14 protein-coding genes are annotated in these 15673 nt (G+C 71.1%); 8 read left to right on the forward strand and 6 right to left on the reverse strand.

Features of this window, described 5'->3' with window-relative positions; genetic code table 11:
- Positions 1-19 precede the first annotated feature (19 nt).
- Positions 20-958, reverse strand: a complete 939-nt coding sequence (locus tag L3078_RS39270) for a fumarylacetoacetate hydrolase family protein (RefSeq protein ID WP_239758987.1) — start codon at positions 956-958, stop codon at positions 20-22.
- A 36-nt stretch (positions 959-994) separates the two neighbouring features.
- The gene (locus L3078_RS39275) at positions 995-2140 is read right to left on the reverse strand and encodes a VOC family protein (RefSeq protein WP_239758989.1); all 1146 of its coding nucleotides are present in this window, start codon (positions 2138-2140) and stop codon (positions 995-997) included.
- A gap of 135 nt (positions 2141-2275) precedes the next feature.
- Between L3078_RS39275 and L3078_RS39280 the strand changes: the two genes are divergently transcribed.
- Positions 2276-2911, forward strand: coding sequence for a TetR/AcrR family transcriptional regulator (locus L3078_RS39280; RefSeq protein WP_239758990.1), 636 nt, complete (start codon positions 2276-2278; stop codon positions 2909-2911).
- Between the two features lie 247 nt (positions 2912-3158).
- On the opposite strand, the gene L3078_RS39285 is transcribed toward L3078_RS39280, so the two are convergent.
- Both L3078_RS39285 and L3078_RS39290 read right to left on the reverse strand, forming a co-directional pair.
- A complete protein-coding gene (locus L3078_RS39285; protein ID WP_239758991.1) occupies positions 3159-3965 on the reverse strand; it encodes an ABC transporter permease in 807 nt (268 codons plus the stop codon).
- On the reverse strand, positions 3962-4567 hold the full coding sequence (locus tag L3078_RS39290; RefSeq protein ID WP_239760664.1) for an ATP-binding cassette domain-containing protein: 606 nt from the start codon (positions 4565-4567) through the stop codon (positions 3962-3964). Before L3078_RS39290 ends, L3078_RS39285 begins: the two co-directional genes overlap by 4 nt.
- A 247-nt stretch (positions 4568-4814) precedes the next feature.
- Here L3078_RS39290 and L3078_RS39295 point away from each other — a divergent pair, with 247 nt between their 5' ends.
- The 5 genes from L3078_RS39295 (at position 4815) to L3078_RS39315 (ending at position 9501) form a co-directional block, all read left to right on the forward strand.
- Complete coding sequence (locus L3078_RS39295) at positions 4815-5849, forward strand: polyprenyl synthetase family protein (protein WP_239758992.1); 1035 nt, start codon at positions 4815-4817, stop codon at positions 5847-5849.
- Between the two features lie 8 nt (positions 5850-5857).
- A complete protein-coding gene (locus L3078_RS39300; RefSeq protein ID WP_239758993.1) occupies positions 5858-6382 on the forward strand; it encodes an NUDIX domain-containing protein in 525 nt (174 codons plus the stop codon).
- On the forward strand, positions 6379-6789 hold the full coding sequence (locus tag L3078_RS39305) for a hypothetical protein (RefSeq protein ID WP_239758994.1): 411 nt from the start codon (positions 6379-6381) through the stop codon (positions 6787-6789). Before L3078_RS39300 ends, L3078_RS39305 begins: the two co-directional genes overlap by 4 nt.
- A 6-nt stretch (positions 6790-6795) precedes the next feature.
- Positions 6796-7920 carry an NAD(P)-dependent alcohol dehydrogenase gene (locus L3078_RS39310; RefSeq protein ID WP_239758995.1) on the forward strand — a complete coding sequence of 375 codons (1125 nt, stop codon included), beginning with the start codon at positions 6796-6798 and terminating at the stop codon, positions 7918-7920.
- A gap of 69 nt (positions 7921-7989) precedes the next feature.
- On the forward strand, positions 7990-9501 hold the full coding sequence (locus L3078_RS39315; RefSeq protein WP_239758996.1) for an aldehyde dehydrogenase family protein: 1512 nt from the start codon (positions 7990-7992) through the stop codon (positions 9499-9501).
- Here the strand turns inward: L3078_RS39315 and L3078_RS39320 are convergent.
- Positions 9472-10512, reverse strand: a complete 1041-nt coding sequence (locus L3078_RS39320) for a terpene synthase family protein (RefSeq protein WP_239758997.1) — start codon at positions 10510-10512, stop codon at positions 9472-9474. The two genes, L3078_RS39315 and L3078_RS39320, sit on opposite strands and share 30 nt — an antisense overlap.
- A gap of 364 nt (positions 10513-10876) precedes the next feature.
- Here L3078_RS39320 and L3078_RS39325 point away from each other — a divergent pair, with 364 nt between their 5' ends.
- Positions 10877-11827: a formylglycine-generating enzyme family protein gene (locus L3078_RS39325; RefSeq protein ID WP_239758998.1), complete on the forward strand. Its 951-nt coding sequence runs from the start codon at positions 10877-10879 to the stop codon at positions 11825-11827.
- 115 nt (positions 11828-11942) lie between these two features.
- Here the strand turns inward: L3078_RS39325 and L3078_RS39330 are convergent, their stop codons facing one another.
- Positions 11943-12821 (reverse strand): SDR family oxidoreductase, encoded by an 879-nt coding sequence (locus L3078_RS39330; protein ID WP_239758999.1) that lies wholly within the window; start codon positions 12819-12821, stop codon positions 11943-11945.
- An 820-nt stretch (positions 12822-13641) separates the two neighbouring features.
- Here L3078_RS39330 and L3078_RS39335 point away from each other — a divergent pair.
- Positions 13642-15507, forward strand: a complete 1866-nt coding sequence (locus tag L3078_RS39335) for a glycoside hydrolase family 15 protein (RefSeq protein ID WP_239759000.1) — start codon at positions 13642-13644, stop codon at positions 15505-15507.
- Positions 15508-15673: the final 166 nt, after the last annotated feature.

Consider the following 15673-nt stretch of genomic DNA (forward strand, 5'->3'; position numbering starts at 1 on the left):
GTGCGGCTCACCTCGGGCTTTACTTCGCGTCCGTGACGGGCGTGCGCTGCTCGCCGAGGTCGATCCGGCCGTCCGGGGTCGCGATCGTCGCCCTGATCACGTCACCCGCATGCAGGTAGCGCGGGTTCTTCGCCTGGCTCTTGAAGAACGCCTTCCACTTCACGGCGGGCGGCAGCAGCGCGCCGATCTTCTCCACCGCCTTGGGCGGGGCCTTCAGGGCCGTGCCGCCGGGGGTTCCGGTGAGCAGCAGGTCGCCGGGGTCGAGGGTCTGGAAGCGGGCCAGCAGGGTCAGGGCCTGCGCCGGGCGGACGATCATGTCGGCGAGGGTGCGGTCCTGGCGCAGCTCGCCGTTGACGCTCAGCTTCAGCCGCAGGTCGAGGAGATGGGCGAAGTCCTCCGGCTCCAGCAGGGCCAGGTACGGCCCGGTCGGGGTGAAGGTGGGGTACGACTTGCTCTCGTAGAACTGCGTCTTGGTCAGCTGCACCTCCCGGGCGCTGACGTCGTTGGTGATCACGAGCCCGGCGACGTACGACGGCAGGTCCCGCTCCTCGACGACCGTGCCGACGGGCAGGGACGCGCCCATGACGAGGCCCAACTCGATCTCGTAGTCGAGGAACTTCACGTGCGCGGGGCGGACGACGGCGTCGCCGGGGCCGCTGACCGAGCCGGACGCCTTGCGGAAGAAGGCGGGCGGGATGTCGCCCGTGAAGCCCGAATCCCGGGCGTGGCTGCGGTAGTTGACCATCTGGGCGACCACCCGGCAGGGCGTGGTGACCGGCGAGAGCGCGACCAGTTCGGCCACGGGCGTGCCCGGTTCACCGGAGACGGCGGCCTCGCGGACAGCCGGCCGGTCGGCCAGCAGCTCGGCGGTGGTCACGGCCTTGGTGTCGACCGGGACGGCCCGGTCGCCCAGGACGACCCACCAGCCGTCGGCGGTGCGCAGGACATTGGTGCTCATGTCAGTGCCTTTGTGAGGGGGATGTGCGGGTGGGGGTCAGGAGTTGGCGGCCTTGAGCAGGCCGAACAGTCGTGCCGGGTCCATCTCGTTGTCGCCGCGCAGGGCCTCGATGACGTCGCGGACCCGCTGCGGGGACGGGCTCGCGCCCAGGAAGTCCCGGGTGGCCGGCGGCCCCCGCTGGGCAAGGCCGCTGGTGGACATCGCGGCCCAGCCGGGTTCGACGTCGCAGGTGAACAGGTCGCCGTCGGCGAAGTGCTCCAGCATGAAGCGGTCCGGGTCGCGCCAGTAGTCGAAGAGCTGGCTGCCGTGGATGTGCCGGCCGACGCCCCAACTGCGCTTGTATCCGCGCTCCTTGAGGTACTCGCCGCCGGCGGCGATGGAGTCCAGGTCGGTGACCTGGTAGGCGGAGTGGACGTATCCCGTGCCCGGGCCCAGGTGCATCGCGAGGGTGTGGTGGTCGGCCGGTACGCTGCCCAGGTCGCAGCGGATGAACGCCATCGTCGGGCCCCGGTCGCGCTGTCCGTCCAGGAACAGGAAGTCGGACACGATCATGCCGAGGGTGTCCAGGTACCAGTCCAGGGCGCGGGCGAACACGCGGGTCTCCAGAACCAGATGGCCCAGCCTCTGGATGCGGGAGGGCTCGCGCGGCGGACGCTGCGTGGCGTTCGTACGACGGTGATCCGTGCCGAAGTTGAGGAGCAGCGGCTGCTGTTCCGGCAGGGCGGGGAGCTGCTCGCCGCAGTGCACGACCCGCACGGGGAAGCCGGAGGGGTCGAGCAGGTCGACGCCCTTGCCGCCTCCGGGAACGTCGGCGTCCCGTATGTCCCTGCCCGTGGCGCGGGCCAGCCGGTCCAGGTCGGCCCGCTCGGCGGCGCGGAAGGCCGGACCGATGAAGCGGGACGTACGACCGCGCCGGATCACCATGCAGGGGGAGCCCGCGAAGGTGCCGCGCAGCCACAGCTCCCGCTCGGTGCGGGCGGAGACGCCGAAGCCGAAGTCCCGGGCGAAGACCTCCGCCCGGTCCAGGTCGGGCTTCTCGAACTCCAGCCAGGCCAGGTCCGCCACCTTGATCACCGGGTTGCGGGAGCGGCCGGGGTGTTCGCCGCGCAGGGCGCCCTGCGCGCTGTGGAGGTCCTGGTGGGCCGTGATGACGTCGGCCTCGTTGACGCGGTTTTCAGACATGGTGCCCTCCGAGCAACATTGCCGTATTGAGGAAATCATCAACTGTGATGGTTTCGTCGTCAAGGTGTTCGCGGCTGGAAATGATGAAGTCATCAGGTCTGCGACCGTCATCGCCCCGGCGGTTAGACTCTGCGCATGCCTACGTCAGCCCCGCCCAGCAACCGGTTCGAGCGGCGTCGCGCGGAGACCCGCGGGGCTCTCGTACGAGCGGCCCGGCAGATACTCGCCGAGACCGGGGACACGAGCGCCAGCATCCAGGCGATCGCCGAGCGCGCCGACGTCGGCTTCGGCTCCTTCTACAACCACTTCGAGTCCAAAACGGCGCTGTTCGAGGCGGCTGTGGTGGACGCCCTGGAGGAGTTCGGCCAGAACTTCGACGAGCGCCTGGCCGGAATCGACGACCCGGCGGAGCTTCTCGCGGCCGGCTTCCGACTCAGCGCCCGGATGGCCGACTCCCACCCGGAGCTGATGCAGGTCCTGCGCCGCCGCGGCCTCGGGCACATCTACTCGGACAACGGACTGGCCCGCCGGGCGCTGCGCGATCTCCAGGTCGGCATGGCCTCCGGCCGTTTCACCACCCTCGACCCGACGGTCGCCCTGTCCGCGCTGGGCGGAACCCTGCTGTCCCTGGTGGAGCTGCGTTTCGCCCGCCCCGAGGTGGACGGCGACGAGGCCGCGGTGAGCCTCGCCGAGATGGTCCTGCGCATGCTGGGCCTACCGGCGGACGACGCCCACGAGGTCGCCCGGCGCCCCCTCCCCGACCTCGACTGACGACACCTGGGCGGACGACGAGCCCGGGCGGAAGGTGACCGAGCGGCCGGTGAAGCGGGCGTCGATCCCGTCCTCCGTGGTGGTGGCGACCGCAGCCGGAGCCCTTCGGGAACGCGTGGTCACGTGATCAGTCATTCCCTGGGCAAGTTCGACGGCCCCGCTTCGACGTCGCGGTGGCCGGCGACGCCACCGCCGCCTACGACGGGTTCCTGGCGCCCTCACTCGCCTTCCGCCTTGTCGTGACCCGTCATAGGCGTGACGGGTATGGGGGCGACAACTCGCCACCGGGGTCGGCCGGGGGCACGGCGCGGACGCGGTGGCGGAAGACGAGCAGGACGGCGAGGGTCGCGCCCGCGAACCAGGTCAGTTGAACCCCCAGGTCCCAGAGCGGAAACGTGGTGGAGAAGCCCGCGGCGGTGGCGGTCTGCATGGCTCCGTACGAAGGCAGCAGGCGGACCAGCCCACTGTCGGCCCCGGAACTCATGACGGGGTTCTGCAGCGCGAGATCGATGATGCTGGTCATCACGATGGCGAACATGCCCTCGACCTCCCGGGTGAGCACGGAGCCGAACCCCACGCCCAGGGCGCCGTACGTCAGGGCGGCGCAGAACAGTGCGGTGAAGAGCGCCAGGGGTTGCCTGGGCGACAGGGGCAGGAACGTGACCGCGGTGGCATAGGCCGAGACAATTACCGCGGACAGGGCGAGAGCGGCCACCTTGGCGAGGACGAGGTGCGGCCAGGGGTAGCCGGCTGAGGCCAGGCGCCGGTCGAAAGCGCTGCGCTCGAAGGTCGCCGCGAACATCATGAACCCGGCGATCAGGGTGACGGCGTTGAGCGCCCCGCTGATCGCGGTCAGTTCGTTGCCCGGAGGCGTCAGCCACTGCCCAGTGGCCCGCAGCCGCACCGGCGAGGGCGTGTCGGGCATCGCCAGATACGTCAGGGACGTCCACAGCGGCAGGAAGACGGCGACCAGGACCAAGGCGAACCGGTTGCGGGCGTGTTCGATCAGCGCGTAGCGGGTGACGGTGCAGAACAGGGCCACGTGTCCCCTCATGGGGCGTTCACCGGCCCCGGCCGCAGTAGCCCGTCGCTCAGCGTCCACACCTCGTCCAGGCGGTCGGTGTCGTAGGCGAGGTGAGAGACGACGAGGATCGAACGACCGGTGTCCCGCAACTGCGCGGCGAGCTCCCAGAACCTGCGATAGGTGTCCCAGTCGAAGCCCTGATACGGCTCGTCCAGCAGCAGCACTCGGGGGTCATGCATGAGGGCCAGGGTGAGATTGAGTTTCTGCCGGGTTCCTCCGCTGAGTTCGCCGGCCCTTTCGTCGACATGGGCCGTCAACCCCAGGACACTCATGATCTCTTCGGCATGGCGGAGATGGGTGAGGCGAAATGCCTTTTCGAAGAGACGCAGGTGTTGCCGGACGGTCAGCGCGTCATTCAGGACCGCGTGCTGAGGGCAGTAACCGAAACGGCCGCTGCGGTGGACAGTGCCGTACTCGGGCCGAATCTCACCGGCGAGAATCTTCAGCAACGTGGTCTTTCCCGCGCCGTTCTCCCCGACGATTCCCGCGAGGACTCCACCGCGCAAGTGGAGGTCGACGCCCCGTAGGACCGTGCGCCGACGATACGAGTGACGCACATCCCTGACCTCCACCACAAGCCTCCCACGAGCACCCTCGCCCTCCATGCCTCGTTTCTCCCCGTATTCATGCCCCGAGTCAACGGGGCGCTCGATGGACCCACCGGCCGCCTGCGGCGTGGAATGCCGCACCGGCGTGCGCCTGCCGATTATCCGATTCGTGGCCCGTCCCGTTTTGCGCCACCACCCCGCGGACATTCAATTCCGCGATGACTCAGGAGGTCACATGGTCGCGCCGGCAACGGCTTCGTATCAGTTCGACATGGCCGCACTCCGACTCACCGTGGAAGACGCGCTCTTCGCATTCCTCCGGCAGAAAGAAAGCGGCCCGGACGGCCCCCTGCTGGGCAAGATGTTCGACGTGCTCCGGGACTTTCTCGGGGGCGGCGGCAAGCGGGTACGACCGCTCTACTGCTGCCTCGGCTGGAGTTCCGTGGCGAACGCCCCGATCGACTCGACGGTGCTGCGGGCGGCCGCGGGGCTGGAGTTGTTCCACACCTTCGCCCTCGTGCACGACGATCTGATCGACGGGTCGGAGCGCCGGCACGACCGCCCGACCGCACACCGCGCCTTCGCGACGCACGCGCCCCGGGAGCGGGCCGCCTGGTTCGGGGACAGCGCGGCCGTCCTGCTCGGCGACCTGTGCGAGGTCTGGTCGGCCGAACTGCTGGGAGGCCTGGGCGGCGAGGCGGAACAAGCGGTCGTACGGGGCCTGCTGGACCGCATGCGCGGCGAGTTGGTCCTGGGCCAGTACCTCGATCTGCTCGCCTCGGGTGACGACTGCGGCAGCGTGGAGAACGCGCTGCGCGTCATCCACTACAAGACCACCAAGTACACCGTGGAGCGCCCGCTGCAGATCGGCGCCGCCCTCGCGGGCGCGGATCAGAAGCACCTCGACGCCTGTGCCGCCTACGCGCGGCCGCTGGGCGAGGCCTTCCAGATGTACGACGACCTGGAGGACGTGGTCGTGGACGGCACCGGACGGGGCACGGACGGGTGTGATCTGCGGGAGGGCAAGCACACGGTGGTGCTGGCGCTGGCCCTGCGCCATGCCCGGCCCGCGGCGGCGGAACGCTTGCGCGCGCTGGTCGGCGACCCCTCCCTGAGCGAGCAGGGACTCGCGGAGGCACGGGCGTTGATCGCCGCGACGGGAGCGCCGGGCATGGTCAGGCGGATGGTGCTGGAGCGCCGCAGGGAAGCACTGACCGTGCTGGCGGCCGCCCCGTTCCATCCCGTCGCCAGAGAAGCCCTCATGCGGCTGACGGACCTTGCCGTGCCCGGGATCCGGCAGTGGTGAGGTCGCTGGTGTCCGATGCGTGCGAGCAGGTGCAGGTGGAGCAGGTGGAGCAGGTGGAGCAGGTCGACATCGACGACCGGGTGCTGCGGGTCGTGCGGCGTGTCGACGCCGTGCGCGAGGGCTGGCTGCACCGGGTGGCCGGTGTGGTGTGCCGGGACGACCAGGGGCGGGTCCTGGTCAACCGGCGGTCGCCGCACGCGCCGTGGTTCGCCGGCGAGTACGCGCCGCTGATCGCCGGAGCGGTCAGGCCCGGGGAGAGCTACGCGCACGCCGCGAGCCGTGAGCTGCGCGAGGAACTCGGTGTCCACGCCTCGGTGCGGCACCTGTTCAAGTTCATCTGCGCGGGCGCCGTCGGCCCGTACTGGTTCGGGATCCACGAGGCGGTGCTGACCGGCGCCGTGGTGCCGGACGCGCGGGAGATCTCCTGGAGCGGCTGGCTGACGCTCGCCGAGTACCGCAGGTCAGCGGTCCACTGGCCACTCGTGCCGGACGCCGGCCAGGCATTCGAGCGCTACCTCACGAGGGGTGAATGATGGCGTACTTCGACGACGCGTCCGACGTCTACCGGTATCTCGGTGGAGTCTTCCGCGAGGCGGACTCCCACCCTGACGTGGGCCCCCGGCTGCGGTCCTCCCATCTCACCTTCCGCATCGACTACTTCCGTCCGACGGCCATCCTCACGGTCCGGATGCTGCCGGAGGGGATCGACGTCATCGAGGGGGCGACGGACGTTCGCCCGGACGTACGGCTGACCATGTCCGCCGACAACGGCGACCGCTTCTGGCGCGGCGAGTACAACGCGGCCGTCGGTCTCGCCACGGGGGAGGTCCGTGCCCGGGGGCCGGTGAGCAAGCTGCTAGGTCTGCTGCCCCTGGCCAAGCCGGTCTTCCCGCTCTACCGGGAGATGGTCGCCGCCAAGGACCGGAAGACGGGGCGGTGAACTCCCGTGTCCCAGGACGCCGTTGAGGCGACAGTCGCCCTGCAGCACGCGCCCGGTGCGCCCTTCTCGCTGGAGTCGGTGGAGCTCGGCCCGTTGGCTGCGGACGAGATCCTCGTCCGGATGGCCGGGGTGGGCGTGTGCCACACGGACTGGACGGCCGCCGCCGGCACCGTTCCGCTGCCGACCCCCTACGTCCTCGGGCACGAAGGCGCCGGGACCGTGGCAGCGGTGGGCGCGCAGGTGAGCACTCTGGCCGTCGGCGACCAAGTGGTGCTGAGCTTCGACGCGTGCCGGTCCTGCCCGCAGTGCAGGGCGGGCCATCCCGCCTACTGCGTCCTGTCCGCCGCCCTGAACTACACCGGCACCCGGCCGGACGGCACCACGACCATGACGCTCAAGGGACGGCCCGTGCACGGCAGTTGGTTCGGCCAGTCCTCGTTCGCCACGCATGCCGTCGCGAGCGTCCGCAACGCCGTCAAAGTCCCGGCCGGGTCGGACGGCCCGCCCCTCGACCTGCTCGGTCCGCTCGGCTGCGGGCTGCTGACCGGCGCCGGGACCGTCTTCCGGGTCCTGCGCCCACAGGCCGGACAGAGCATCGTCGTCTTCGGGCTCGGCACGGTCGGGCTGAGCGCTGTCATGGCAGCTGCCGTGACCGGCTGCGACCCCCTCGTCGGCGTCGACCCCAACCCCGATCGCCGTCGGACGGCGGAGGCCCTGGGATGCACGCACACCCTCGATCCCGCCTCGGTGGAGGACCTCGGGTGGGCCCTCGCGGAGATCGCCGGCCTGGGAGCGGACTTCACGGTCGACACGGTCGGCTCCGGAGCGGTGGTCCGCCAGGCGCTGGAAGCCCTGCGCACCCCCGGTTCCTGCGCGACGCTCGGCCTCCAGGCCCTGGAGAACGAGATCACCATCGACCAGGGACACCTGCTGATGGGCCGCACCCTGACCGGTGTGATCGAGGGGGACGCGGAGCCGCGCGTCCTCGTCCCCCGGCTGATCGAACTGTGGCGCCAGGGACGCTTCCCCTTCGACCGGCTCGTCGAGCGCTACCCGTTCCACCGCATCGAGGACGCCGTGGCCGCGGCCCGCGCCGGGAAGGTCGTCAAACCCGTGCTCGTCTTCGACTGACCGGGACTTGCACTTCCCCACTCCCGATCGCGAACCGTGTCCGCCACCGACAGGGCAGGAGGCCCGCCCGTGCAGGAAGTTCCGCACGCCATGATGCACATCGACGGAAAGTGGATCGACAGTCCGGACCGCTACGAGATCCGCAGCCCGGCGACGGAGGAAATCGTGGCGACCCTCGCCAAGGGCCGTCGTGAACACGTCGACCAAGCGGTCGCCGCCGCGCAGGCCGTGTACGAGGAGAGGACCTGGCGTGCCACACCGCCCGCCGAACGGGCGGCCGTATTGCGCGAGGCGACCGACCGCCTGGTGCGACGCTCGCACGAGCTGGTGCAGATGCAGGTCAGGGAGAACGGTGCTCCCGTGCGTCTTGCCGAGGCACTGCACATCGGAACGTCACTGGCCCATCTCCGCTACCAGGTCGACCTGGTGGAGCGGTACGACTTCGAACGGCCGGCGGCCATGGTCTCGCCCGTGCTGGCGGCCGGGCTGGTCCGGCGTGAGCCGCTCGGTGTCTGCGCCGCGATCGTGCCGTGGAACTTCCCGCTCGTGCACGCCGGCTGGAAGGTCTTCCCCGCGCTGGCAGCGGGCAACAGCGTCGTCATCAAACCCGACGAGCGGGCTCCGCTCACCATCGTGGAGCTCGTACGCGAACTCGAGGCGGCGGGGCTGCCACCCGGAGTCCTCAACCTCGTCACGGGGGACGGCCCCGAGGTCGGGGGACGGCTCGTCGAACACCCCGACGTCCGCAAGATCGGCTTCACCGGTTCCACCCGTGTCGGCCACGACGTGCTGCGCCGGGCCGCGGGCGGCTTCCGGCACCTCACCCTGGAGCTGGGAGGCAAGTCGGCCAACATCGTCCTCGATGACGCCGAGGTGACGACCGCCGTCGACGGTGCCCTTTTCGCGTGCATGACCTACTCGGGTCAGATCTGCGCGGCCGGGACCCGTCTGCTGCTCCCCGAATCCCTGCACGACACGTTCGTGGACCAGCTGGTCGAACGGGTCAGGGCCCTGCGCATCGCCGACCCGCTGGACCCGTTGACCGATCTCGGCCCGCTGATCTCACGCGACAAGCGCGATCACGCGCTGGCCTGCGTGTCCACCGCCGTCGAGCAGGGCGCTCGCCTCGTCCATGGCGGCGGGGTGCCGTCCGGTCCGTCGTTCACGCGCGGGCACTGGATGGAGCCCACCATCCTCACCGACGTCACCCCGGACATGCGGATCGCCCATGAGGAGGTCTTCGGGCCGGTCCTGGCGGTCATGCGCTACCGCACAACCGAGGAGGCCGTGGAGATCGCCAACGGCACCGAGTACGGCCTGGCCGCCGGTGTCTGGAGCCGCGACAACCAGGCCGCCTTGGACATCGCCGAGCGGCTGGAGACCGGCGTGGTGTGGATCAACGACTGGTACGCGCTCCCACCGCACTTCCCGCTCGGGGGCTGCAAAAAGAGCGGGATCGGCCGGGAGAGCGGTGACCACGCTCTCGACGAGTACACCCAGGCGAAGGCCGTCTCGATCGACCTCTCCGGCGGTGTGGAGTCCAAGCTCTACTCACTGCTGCTGGGTGAGCGCCCTTCCTGACGCCTGCCCGGTCTGGCCCCACCACCACGAAACGCTCGGACAGGGCAGCGGATCGGGGTCGTCGCTCGACGGCTGATCCGCCCAGCAGCCGGACAGCGAACCGACCGGCCCGACCGCGGCCCCGTTCTCCGCGGCCCCGTTCTCCGCGGCCCCGTTCTCCGCTGACGCGCCCGTGTGACGCGGGGCCGTCAGCCCCCATTCCACATGGCCCCGCAGGGCCTGGCCCAACTGCTCCAGCAGATAGCGCAGGGGCGCGGGGGCGCCGACCAGGAGCTCCTCGCGCAGAGCCAGGAACAACCGCATGACCCGGTCCCGCACCTTCATCGTCTCGTCGACAGCCTGCTGCACCGAGAGCCCTCGGGTCGCCTGCAGGACATTGATCAGATTCAGGTCGTGGACGGACTCCTTGCGGTACGAGAACAGGTCGTTGTCGAGCGCGCCGACCATTCCGGCGCTCTCCAGGCACGCCAGCACCGCCGGGGACTGCCACGTGTCCTCGGGCAGCGGCTCGGTGCCGCACATCTCGATGAGCACGATCGTGAGATGGCCCGCCACGTCGTCCAGCCTGATGGACAGGTACTGGTCCTCAGTCAGCGGGTCGGGGCCGTGCAGGGCGTTGATGCCGCGAACCGCGCCCGCGAAGCAGCGCCGCATCTCGTGGGTCAGTCTGCCGACCCGGCCCGGTGAGCTGGCCTTCCTGAGCCGGTTCATCACGTCGACCAGGGCCAGGGTGTAAGGATCGTCCGCCCCTGAGACCCGGTATCCGGGCGACTCCATCACCCGCATGACTCTCCCCGCCTGCTCGATGATCGCCCCGAACCCGCCAGCCGACGGAGAGCCGTCGAAGAGCAGGTCCTCCGCGAGCAGCACCAGATGGGCGAAGCAGGTCAGCGTCCGGAAGACCTCCTCGTTCTCCGGCTGAGGAATCATCAGGCCCATCAGCCGGTGCACCTCCGCTTCCCGGATGCGGGTGAGCGTCGCCGGGTCGTCGCACAGCCCGTGGGACGCCATCCAATCCACGGCCTCGGCCCCCGCCGCCTCAGCGAGAGGACCGTACGCTGCCGGCAAGGGACAGTAGAACGGCGGAAGGGTGAACTCACGCGAATGCTCCATGCCCACAGCTTCCCGTCACCGACTCGCTCCCTGGCAGAGCGCGCGGACTCACGCCGAGGCCAAGTACGACAAACGTGCACCGCGAGTCCCTTGTGGTCCGGCCGGGCGGTGCCGTCGAAAGCCGTTCGATACAAGCGCGTTGCTAGTCTTCAGGATCAGCAGGGGACGGCATCACGCTCCCACCGCGCCGCACGACTTCACGCCGCACCACTCCACGCCCCACCGGTCGAGAACCGTCCCCTTCGTCACCGAGGACAGTGCGATGTCCCACGACAAGCCCTGTTGCGCCCCCGGCCGGGAGCCGGTTGCCGGTCCGCTCGCCGTGCCGCCGGTCGGAGCCCGGCGGTCGGCGGCGGCGAACCGCGAACGGTTGCTGGCGCTGCCCGGCGGGACCTTCCTGATGGGGTCCGAGGACGAGGTCGGTTACCCGGAGGACGGGGAGGGCCCGGTCCGTGAGGTCGAGGTGAGCCCGTTCCGTATCGCCGCCACGACCGTCACCAACGAGCGGTTCGCGGCCTTCGTGGACGCCACCGGGTACGTGACCGAGTCCGAGCGCTTCGACTTCTCGTTCGTCTTCGAGGGCTTCCTCACCGACGAACTGCGCGCCGTCTCCCCGCGCGTCCCCGGCACCCCGTGGTGGCGCGGCGTCCGAGGTGCCGACTGGCGGCGGCCCGCGGGGCCCGGCTCCTCGGCCGAGGCGATCCCCGACCACCCGGTGGTCCACGTCTCCTGGAACGACGCGCAGGCCTACTGCGCCTGGTCGGGCACCCGTCTGCTCACCGAGGCCGAGTGGGAGTACGCGGCCCGCGGCGGTCTGGAGCAGCGGCGCTACCCGTGGGGTGACGACCTCGCCCCCGAGGGCCGGTACACCTGCAACATCTGGCGCGGCACCTTTCCGAGCGACAACACCGCGGCCGACGGCCATCGTTCGACGGCTCCCGTCGACGCCTTCGCGCCCAACGCGTTCGGCCTCTACAACACCGTCGGCAATGTGTGGGAGTGGTGCGCCGACCGGTTCAGCCCCGACTTCCACCGCACCGGCCCGCGCACGGACCCGACGGGGCCGCCCGACGGCCCGGCCCGGGTGATGCGCGGCGGCTCCCACCTGTGCCACGCCTCGTACTGCAACCGCTACCGGGTCGCCGCCCGCTCCTCCAACACCCCCGACAGCGCGGCCGGGAACATCGGCTTCCGGGTTGCGGCGGCGGCCTGAACCACGGCGAACCGCCGCATCAGAATGTCGGTTGTGCCGGTGCGTGTCGCGTGTACGTCGGCCGTGTCGACGCCCGTCGTCTCGACGCCGGCCGTCTCGGCGGGCCCGTCGACGTTCAGGCGCTCGGCGTCGACCGCTGGACCGCCCGCACCCGTCGGTCGAACTCACGGTTGAGCAGCGGGGTGAGCACGCTGCCGAAGCGGGCCAGCGCGCGCGTGCCCGTGTCCGGGCAGATGGTGAAACGCCGCCGGTCGATGCCCCGCACGATCGCCGCCGCGACCTTCTCCGCCGTGAGCGGTCGGATCGTGCCGCCGACGACCCGGGTCTCCTCCGGCTTCCACCGGTTCTCCTCGGCGAGCTGCGGGGTGTCCACGTCCGGCGGGAACACGACGCCGACATGCACCCCACGCGGGGTCAGCTCGGCCCGCACCGACTCCATCAGGCCGCGTACGGCGAACTTGGCGGGCCCGTAGGCGCTGTAGCCGAAGATGCCGAGCAGTCCGGCGGCGGACGACACGGCGACCACACTGCCGCGTCCGCGCTCCACCATGCCGGGGGCGACGGCGCGTACGGCGTGGAGCGTGCCGAAGTAGTCGACCTCGATCATCTGCCGGAAGTTGTCGTCGGACAGTTCGAGGAAGTGGCCGGGGCGGGCGAGTCCGGCCGACGTGACCAGGATGTCGCAGGGCTGCGCCTGTTCGGCCTCCAGATCGGCGATGGCGCCGGTGAGGGCGGACCGGTCGGCGACGTCGGCGGCCCGCGCGGCGACCGAGGCCCGCGTGCGGGCCGGGTCCGGTGTGCCGGCGGTCGATATCTCCTTCGCCAGCTCCTTCGCCGCCGCCTCCAGGCGCTCGGCGCCCCGCGCGATGAGCGAGACCTTCGCTCCGCGCGCCGCCAGCAGCCGGGCCGTGGCGAGACCGATGCCGCTCGACCCGCCGGTGACGATGACATGAGCCGAACTGATGTCCAGGGGGCGGATGTTCCGCAGTCTCATGGCGGGAGGGTAGCGGCTGAGGAGGCGGCGATCAGAGCCCGAGCCCCTGCACCATCTCGTCGACGACCACCCGGCACCGAGGCAACGGCCGCCGGCCCGCCCGCGCCGGCGCCGACTCCTCGCCGGAAGCCGGGCCGACCTGGTCCGCCGCGTCCGCTGGGTCCGCTGGGTCCACTGGATCCACTGGGCCCGGTGGGCCCGGTGGATCGGGTGGATCCGTCCGGTCCGTGTGGGGCGCCGGGGCAGCCGTGCCCCTCCGCTCGGCCACCGGGATCTCGCGCAACCACTGCCGGACGACCCGCACCGGGAGGTCGTGGCGGCGCGCGCCCTCCTGCGCCGTGATCCTGCCGGAGAGGATGTCCGCGAGAGTGCGGATCCGCTCGGTCGGGGAGATCTCCGAGGCTTCCGTGGAGGCGTTCAAGGGCCGCGTCCTCTCCGTGGCGTTCACCGGTGTCGTGGTCGAGCCGTCGTGACTCCGTACGTGGTGCGCGGTGCGCGGTGCGCGGTGCTCGGTGCTCGGTAGGTGGTGCGCGGTACTCGGAACAGGGTCGTCAGCAGCTTCGGGCCGTGCGGGGGAGCGGCCCTTGCCGTGGCGTGGCCCGCGACCGTCCGGAAGGTGAAGAACCTCGGTCGTGCCCCGCCGTCCACCCCTGAGCCCCCTCACCCGCAGTACCCGTGTAACCCGTACGACCGCCATCACCCGCCCGGCCGAGTACCGAGGTGGCCCCCCGGCATGCCTCCCTCGCACGGGTCCGCCCGGCCAGAACTCGAACGCCCCACCCCGCATGCCGCCCACCCCCGATCCCCCGACACTGACCCCATGCCAGGACAGCCCAGCCGCATCGAGGACTACGCCCTCATCGGCGACCTGCTCACCGCCGCCCTCGTGGGCAAGGACGGCAGCATCGACTGGCTCTGTCTGCCCCGCTTCGACTCGCCCGCCTGTTTCGCCGCCCTGCTCGGCGACGAGGACAACGGCCGCTGGCGCATCGCCCCCGCCGACGAGCACGGCCCGTACGCCCGCCGCCGCTACCGCGACGACACGGCGATCCTGGAGACGGAGTGGGAGACGACCGCCGGGCAGGTCCTGGTCACCGACTTCATGCCGTGCCGCAAGACGGGCGCCCCCAGCGTCGTACGCATCGTCGAGGGCCTCTCGGGCACCGTCGACATGCGGATGGACCTGCGGCTCCGCTTCGACTACGGCCGTGTCCTGCCCTGGATGCGCCGGCGCGGCGGCGCGCTGACGGGCACCGCCGGGCCCGAGTCGGTGTGGCTACGCAGCCCCGTGCGGCCGGTCGCCCACGGCACGGCCCACACCGCCGTGTTCCCGGTCCGGGCGGGCGAGCAGATCCCCTTCGTCCTCACCTGGCACCCCTCCCACCTGTCCGCACCGCACCAGGTGGACGCCTTCGAGGCGCTGCGCAGCACCGAGTCGTACTGGCGCCGCTGGCTGCGCAGACTCACCTACGACGGGCCCTACCGTGACGCCGTCGCCCGTTCCCTGATCACGCTCAAGGCGCTGACGTACCAGCCGACCGGCGGCATCGTCGCCGCCCCGACGACCTCCCTGCCGGAGGAGATCGGCGGCGTCCGGAACTGGGACTACCGGTTCTGCTGGCTGCGGGACGCGGGCATGACGCTGGAGGCCCTGCTGCGCAGCGGTTTCAAGGCCGAGGCGGACGCCTGGCGGGGCTGGCTGGAGCGGGCGGTGGCGGGACGGCCCGAGGACGTCCAGATCATGTACGGCATCGCGGGGGAGCGGCGGCTGACCGAGTGGGAGGCCGACTGGCTGCCGGGCTACGAGGGATCGCGCCCGGTGCGGATCGGCAACGCGGCCGCCGGGCAGCGGCAACTCGACGTGCCCGGGGAGGTGATGGACGCCATCCATCTGGCGATCGGCTGCGGACTGCGGCCCCGCAAGCACCTGGTCTCGCTCCAGGCGGTGTTCCTCGATCACCTGGAGCGGGCCTGGTCCGAGCCCGACCAGGGGCTGTGGGAGATGCGCGGCGCCCCCCGCCACTACACGCACTCCAAGGTGATGTGCTGGGTCGCCTTCGACCGGGCGGTCCGGCTGGCGGAGGCGCACGCCCGTCCCGGCCCGGTGGACCGATGGCGCGCGGTCCGTGACCGTATCCACCGCGAGGTCTGTGAGCGGGCCTACGACCCGGAACGCAACACCTTCACCCAGTCGTACGGCTCCCGGGAGCTGGACGCCGCGCTGCTGCAGATCCCGCAGACCGGTTTCCTGCCGCCGGACGACCCACGGATCATCGGCACCATCGAGGCGGTGCGGCGCGAACTCCTCACCGACGGGCTGGTGGCCCGCTACTCGGCGGGCGCCGCCGACTCCCCGGACGGACTCACCGGCGGTGAGGGGGCCTTCCTCGCCTGCTCCTTCTGGCTCGCGGACGCCCTGCTGGCGATCGGCCGGGAGGACGAGGCGCGCGCCCTGTACGAACGGCTGCTGGACCTGCGCAACGACGTCGGACTGCTCGCCGAGGAGTACGACCCCCGCGCCCGCCGCCAACTGGGCAACTTCCCGCAGGCGTTCACCCATGTCCCGCTGATCCGGGTCGCCTACGAGCTCGATCTGCACGCCCCGCACGCCCGCCGCGAAGACCCGAGGAAAGCACAGGATGTCCACCCCTCGGACGGCGCGACCAATTCCCGGACACCCTCTTGACGCGGGGCGTGGGCGGCTCGACACTCCAGGTGGGGTATTTCCTAGTGAACAGGTAGGGAATGATGGGGCGCATGGAGCCGGTGGTCACTCGTGTGCCGCGCACGCGCCGGCAGTCCCTTCTGCTGACCTCCCGCCGTCACATCGATCTGCTGCGCGTCTGCAGCGC

Source organism: Streptomyces deccanensis (assembly GCF_022385335.1).
Classification (GTDB): domain Bacteria; phylum Actinomycetota; class Actinomycetes; order Streptomycetales; family Streptomycetaceae; genus Streptomyces; species Streptomyces deccanensis.